The organism is Pontibacterium sp. (assembly GCF_041587635.1).
Classification (GTDB): Bacteria; Pseudomonadota; Gammaproteobacteria; order Pseudomonadales; family Balneatricaceae; genus Pontibacterium.
Map to the genome: position 1 here is coordinate 1 of NZ_JBFGYC010000189.1, position 6,649 is coordinate 6,649.

Genomic DNA, 6,649 nt, shown 5'->3' on the forward strand with positions numbered 1-6,649 from the left:
CCAGTTCAATCGGGTAGTTCAGGTCGGCCATCGCCATCTCGATGGTCGCCAGACCGGACAGCACCATTACGTCGGTCAGAGAACCCAGGTGACCGATGCGGAACGCTTTGCCGTTCATCTCACCCAGACCGATACCGAAGGACACGCCGTAGGCGCTGAACGCGTGGTCAGTCAGCTGGTTGCTGTCGAAACCTTCAGGTACGTAGATCGCACTTACCGTGTCGGAGTACAGCTCTGGAGACTGGGCACACAGCTTCAGGCCCCAGGCTTCAACAGCCTTACGCACCCCTTCCGACAAACGGTGGTGACGGGCGTAAACGTTTTCCAGACCTTCTTCAAACAGCATCTCCAGACTCTCTTTCAGGCCATAGATCAGCTGGTTGGGTGGGGTGTATGGGAAACCACCCGCGCTGTTCGCGTTCATCATGTCGCGGAAATCAAAGAAGGTCCGCGGCAATTGTGCGGTTTCCATCGCCGCCAGTGCTTTCGGGCTTGTCGCAAGGATCGCCATACCGGTGGTCAGCATGAAACCTTTCTGCGAACCGGAGATTGCAATGTCGACACCCCAGGCATCCATCTCAAATGGCATGGACGCCAGTGAGCTTACGCAATCCACAAACAGCATTGCCGGGTGGTTTGCCGCATCCATCGCACCGCGAACAGCACCGATATCACTGCGTACACCGGTTGCGGTTTCGTTGTGGGTTACCAGCACCGCTTTGATCTCGTTTGCGGTATCGGCTTTCAAGCGTGTCTCAAACAGATGGGCTGGCGCACCGCTCCCCCAAGGGCATTCGATGACTTCAACTTCCAGACCGTGACGCTGACACAGATCAATCCAACGGTGAGAGAACATGCCGTAACGTGCGATCAGTACTGTGTCACCCGGTGACAGGGTATTAGTAATTGCTGCTTCCCAACCGCCGGTACCGGTTGATGGGAAAGTGATGATCTCACCCGCTTCAGTCCCGAAGATTCGCTTACAGTCACGCAGTACGGGCGCAAGCGTTTCGACAAAATCCGGTGAACGGTGATCGCGAGTCTGGACATGCATCGCATTACGCAAGCGGTCAGGGATATTGGTAGGGCCTGGAATAAAGACCGGATTTTGATCAGTCATAGAGCTCCACTCCGTAAAGTCAGTATTTGATGATTAGGAATGCTTTGCCGCACCAGTACACTGCGCACATAGATAGTGACTACCAAACAACACATCACCCATCTTTGTATACAATACCAATGCGATAAAAACTTAAGCACACCTTAATTCCAACTATAGCACACCGCAATACGCAACGTTTTCACAATGTGAAATCTCTACAAAAACCCAATTAAAAAATCACAACCTATTGTTTTATATATAATAACCACGATAAATCTATATTTCTCATATTATGAAAGCTCAAATATTGTTCAAATTACATGCGTTTTTGTATACGATATATGAACACAATAACACTCAACAGACAGCCGGAGTTCATCATGACGGCAGACAATCTAAAGCCCGAATCTCGTATTCAGGTTATTGATCGAGCAGCACTTTTACTTGATGCTATTTCTCGCTACTCCACACCGGTAAAGCTGAAAGTCTTGAGCGCAGAGACCAACCTGCACCCCTCGACAGCACATCGCATCCTGCACTCTCTGATCGAGAACCGATTTGTTGAGCGTGATCCGAGCGGCGAATACCGACTTGGGCAACGACTGCTGCAACTGAACAACCGCCGGTACACAGATGTTGATCTACGTGCGATAGCCCTGCCCTATATGGAAAAGCTGCGGGATAAGCTTGGGGAAACCGTCAACCTCACCATTCGGGAAGGTGATGTAGTGATCTATTTCGAGAGAGCCACGCCCAACCGGATGATGCACGTACAGCAAGTCGTCGGCAGCAGAGCCCCGTTGCATGTAACCGCTATTGGAAAACTCATTCTGGGTATGGGAGGTGAGGAAGAGATTCACAGCTATGCACAGCGGACGAACCTACCCGCCTACACGCGCAATACGTTCACGTCATTGCCCACACTGGTAGATGAATGCATAACCAGTGTCGACCGAGCCTATGCATTGGATAACGAGGAGGCTGAAATCGGTGTCGGCTGCATCGGCGTACTGCTATATGACAGTTCTGGCAGCGTAACCGCAGGTCTATCCGTTTCTGCACCGATAGAAAGAAGGAAGAGAGAGTGGGTTAATGATCTGATGAGTACAGGCGAAGCGATATCCAGGCAGCTGGGATATTCGCATGTAGCCACCTGATGACTATCTGAAAGAAAAGTAATTCAGGATTGCGACACCATCAGTGCAACACGTCCTCATTCTGAGTTTGAACCTCTATCTGCATTCTGCAACCGACGGTATAGCGTCGCCCTGCTAATGCCAAGCGCAACCGCCGCGGCTGAGATATTACCACCGCTATCTACCATTGCTCTTTTGATCAACTCCACTTCAGCGCTCTTCAGCGAGTTGGGCGAACCAGATGCTGGATGACAGGAGACGTTATCCAGAGACGCCAGACTCAGTTCCTCACGAAACTCCTCGGTGAGAAGATCATCAGTGATCTCACTGTCCCCCTCCTCCATAAATGCTATACAGGTTTTGATCACCGTTTGCAGCTGACGCACATTGCCGGGCCAGCGGTAACGCTGCCAACACTTCATCAGCTCGGCATCAATTGTCATACCATGCCCGTCACCCGCTTCGGCCAGCAGCATATGCTCCACAAAGGCCGGGAAGTTGCGTCGATCTCTCAGCGGAGGGATGCGGATCGCAACGCCGTTCAGGCGGTAATAGAGATCCTCGCGAAAGGTTCCATCCGCCACCATCTGCTTGAGATCACGATGGGTCGCACACACTACCGTAATATCAACGGGGATGACCTTGCCACTGCCAAGCGGGGTGACACAGCGATCCTGCAGCACACGCAGTAATCGTGCTTGGAGGTCCAGCGGCATGTCCCCAATTTCATCCAGAAACAAGGTACCTTTATCCGCCTGCTGTACTTTCCCCTGCATGCCGCCGCGTCGGGCCCCCGTAAAGGCCCCTTCGGAATAACCAAACAGTTCCGATTCGATCAACCCTTCAGGGATCGCTGCACAATTCAGCGCCACAAACGCCTGACCACGGCGATTACTTTCCTGATGCAATGCCCGGGCTAAGGCTTCTTTACCGGAACCCGTCTCACCCATCAGTAGCAGGGGAATCTGATGATTGAGTCCTTTGGCACCACGCCTGGCGGCCCGCGTGAACTCAGTATCATCGAAGGTGACATCAGAGAGGCTGATCTCTCCCTGCTGTCGAGCAGGCGGTGTTTGTGTTCCCTGACGGGTTGAGTGTGAAGTGGGATAAACAGCCACGACTTTTTGAGGACCACTGCGGGTCGCTACCGTGTCGATAGGGGAAGATTGCGCCAACATATCCAATACCTCAGCGATAGCTTGTCAGGTTCACGCACGCGAATGCACGAGAATAGAGCTCGATACCGTCGACAGGCAAAAGCGGATAGAGAGATGCTGACATCTCCCGCTGACTGCGAGTAGAAACGTTCATAACAGGACACCCAGTTTTATATTTATTAGTACGTGCGACCTAGAATGTTATTAACCTTAGCAGTCGTTCAGGAAAAATAAAATAGGTCACCAGTCCTATTTATTGCTAACATTAAGAATATGACGCTGTCATAAGCATCGCTTTACGTACGTAACTGTCCCTAAATTGAACGATTTTGTCAGATTAGAGATAATCCTCCCTATCCAACTCAGACTAAGAATATCAATACGTTATGTGTGCAGTTCAACTACAAGTCCGCCCCGGTACCGCCGCCTTTTCCAAAGGACAGGAACGGGTCCTGAAAATTCTTCAGTCTGCGCAAGAATTGATGATCGCTGGCGGTTATCACAACCTCACATTACGTAAAGTGGCCGCGGGTGCGGGTATCAGCGTGGGTAACCTCAACTATTACTACTCCAACAAGCAGGACCTGCTTCGGGATCTGCTGGATAAAGTGATAGAAGGTTATGTCTGGGAGTTTGATCAGATCCTGCAAAGCACGGGAGAATCCGCGGAGGATCAGTTTGTCGCCATTGTGAAGTTTATCATTGAGGATATTGGCACTCAGGAAACGACCAACTTCTTCCCTGAACTCTGGGCGCTGGCAAACCATGACGAGTACGCCGCGGAACGTATGGATGCGCTCTACATTAAGGCCAGAGCGGTGCTGAACCACTTGATTGCAATTCTGAACCCTACGTTGACTGAAACATCACGGGAACAAGTCGCACTGTTTGTTTCCGCTTCAATGGAAGGCTTAACGCCCTTTGCTGGCTTTGGAAAACCCTGGGCGACCCAACGCCCGGAAATTACCAATATTGCCGCCACCAGCTTTCTTCAGCTGGTCACCAGCATTACCAACGAAACCATTCAGGATGGCCTAGTCGCAAAACCTTAAGTATTGCGGAACGGTGTAGAAGCTGATTAACGTATTCTGCCCTTTCCCTAATAAAGGCGCTTAGCTTACATTCAGACGCGAAACCAGCTGTGTCCGAGTTGTTACCGCAAACTTCCTCAAAATCTCAGAGATATGCGACTTAACGGTGCTCTCGCTGATGTTCATGTCATAACCGATCTGTTTATTCGAACGCCCCACTCGGACATGTTTGAGTACCTGCGTCTGGCGCTCAGTAAGCGCCGGACTCCGACTATTCAATGGTCGACACAATGATGATCTGCGCTCAGAACGTTTCAGTAGTTGAGCATCAGGCCAACAGCTGTGCCCTTTCAGCAATTTCCTGGTGACTCCCGATAGTTCAGCCAGATCAACCAAAGTCGACGTTATACCGCTCGCACCGATACGACGAGCCAGATGCAGCGCCTCATCATCCAGTTTATCCGCGAGCATCAGAACGGACACTTGTTTTTCATGGGCCTTCTGACGAAACGCTGGGATAGACTCCACTGTCACGATAGACGAATCCACAATAATCAGATCAATCCGGCTCTGGGGAAAGGATGCTGTAAGGCTGTCACTTTCATAGATGTTATATCTCGGCCATACCCCGGCACCCGACAACGCTAGCTTCACGCCCTGTCGATACAACTCGTAGGGTGCCAAAATCAATATGTTTTTATTTTTAGTCACGCGCTTCCCCTGAACATCCAACCTATTTCCTGAAACTCCGGGAAAAAGCAGGCACCTTACGGTGCCTGAAAAAGAGAAGTGAGGGCATCTCACAACGGTATAGAGCTCGTTCCAAAAACGATTTTCTACATATTCGGATAGTTCGGGCCGCCGCCCCCTTCCGGGGTTACCCACGTAATATTTTGCGCGGGGTCTTTGATATCACAGGTTTTACAGTGCAGGCAGTTCTGGCCATTGATCTGGAAACGTTGTCCCTGCTCATCTTCCATCACTTCATATACCCCAGCAGGACAGTATCGCTGTGCTGGTTCAGCATAGAGCGGCAGGTTCTTACTCAGCGGCAGATCAACATCACGCAACACCAAATGACACGGCTGATCTTCTTCATGGTTGGTGTTGGAGAGGAAAACCGACGACAGCTTATCGAAACTCAGTTTACCGTCAGGCTTGGGATATCTAATCGGTTTAAACTGATCCGCCGGTTTGAGCTGCGCATAGTCGACATGATTATCTCGCAGGGTGATCGGCAGCTTGCCGCCAAAGATATTCTGATCAATAAAGTTGAACGCGCCACCCAGCATCGGACCAAATTTGTGCATCGCGGGGCCAAAGTTACGGGTGCGGTACAACTCATCGTACAACCAGGAGGTCTTAAAACTATCAGTGAACGCTGACAGCTCTTTGCGACCTTCACACCCACCACTGATCGCTGCAAACACGGTTTCTGCCGCCAACATGCCGGACTTCATCGCCGTATGCGTGCCTTTGATCTTGGCAAAGTTCAGGGTGCCTGCGTTACAGCCGATCACCAATCCACCCGGAAAGGTCATCTTCGGTAGCGCATTGAAACCACCTTTGGAGATAGCTCGGGCGCCATAGGAGACACGCTTGCCACCGTCCAGATACTGCTTCAGCACGGGATGGTGTTTCAGGCGCTGGAATTCATCAAACGGACTGACATGCGGGTTGGCGTAGTTCAGATCCACGATCAGCCCAACCACAACCTGGTTATTCTCTGTGTGATACAGGAAGAAACCACCGCTGGTGCCTTTCTCCAGTGGCCAGCCTGAGCCGTGTATCACCAGACCCGGCTGATGTTTCTCCGGCTCCCCTTCTTTTACAGGTAAGTCCCACAACTCTTTGATGCCGATGCCGTAATGCTGTGCATCCGCGTCAGCATCCAGGTCAAACTTCGCATACAGCTCTTTGCCTAAATGACCTCGGCAACCTTCTGCAAACAGGGTGTATTTGGCATGCAGCTCCATACCCGGCATGTAGCTGTCTTTCTGCTCACCGGATTCACTGATACCCATGTCACCCGTGGCGATCCCTTTCACAGCACCGTCATCGTGGTAAAGGATCTCGCTCGCCGCAAAGCCCGGAAAGATCTCAACGCCCAGTTGCTCAGCCTGCTCCGCTAACCAACGGCAGACGTTGCCCAGACTGGCGATATAGTTGCCTTCGTTATGCATGGTTTTCGGCACCACACCGTTCGGCAATTTCTGAGCTTTC

6 protein-coding genes are annotated in these 6,649 nt (G+C 51.2%); 2 read left to right on the plus strand and 4 right to left on the minus strand.

The features are described from left to right. Positions 1-1,120: L-aspartate--glyoxylate aminotransferase BhcA (gene bhcA, locus ABYW01_RS10740; RefSeq protein ID WP_372832633.1), on the minus strand; the 1,120-nt coding region annotated here is incomplete at its 3' end. 362 nt (positions 1,121-1,482) lie between these two features. Between bhcA and ABYW01_RS10745 the strand changes: the two genes are divergently transcribed. Beyond that, positions 1,483-2,259 carry an IclR family transcriptional regulator gene (locus ABYW01_RS10745; RefSeq protein WP_372832634.1) on the plus strand — a complete coding sequence of 259 codons (777 nt, stop codon included), beginning with the start codon at positions 1,483-1,485 and terminating at the stop codon, positions 2,257-2,259. 56 nt (positions 2,260-2,315) lie between these two features. On the opposite strand, the gene ABYW01_RS10750 is transcribed toward ABYW01_RS10745, so the two are convergent. Beyond that, positions 2,316-3,416: a sigma-54-dependent Fis family transcriptional regulator gene (locus ABYW01_RS10750; protein ID WP_372832635.1), complete on the minus strand. Its 1,101-nt coding sequence runs from the start codon at positions 3,414-3,416 to the stop codon at positions 2,316-2,318. Between the two features lie 365 nt (positions 3,417-3,781). Between ABYW01_RS10750 and ABYW01_RS10755 the strand changes: the two genes are divergently transcribed. Further along, complete coding sequence (locus ABYW01_RS10755; RefSeq protein ID WP_372832636.1) at positions 3,782-4,447, plus strand: TetR/AcrR family transcriptional regulator; 666 nt, start codon at positions 3,782-3,784, stop codon at positions 4,445-4,447. A 60-nt stretch (positions 4,448-4,507) separates the two neighbouring features. Here ABYW01_RS10755 and ABYW01_RS10760 read toward each other — a convergent pair whose 3' ends face one another. Both ABYW01_RS10760 and ABYW01_RS10765 read right to left on the minus strand, forming a co-directional pair. After that, positions 4,508-5,137, minus strand: a complete 630-nt coding sequence (locus tag ABYW01_RS10760) for a response regulator transcription factor (protein WP_372832638.1) — start codon at positions 5,135-5,137, stop codon at positions 4,508-4,510. A gap of 125 nt (positions 5,138-5,262) precedes the next feature. Then, positions 5,263-6,649 (minus strand): electron transfer flavoprotein-ubiquinone oxidoreductase (locus tag ABYW01_RS10765; RefSeq protein WP_372832639.1); only part of this gene is annotated, 1,387 nt, incomplete at its 5' end.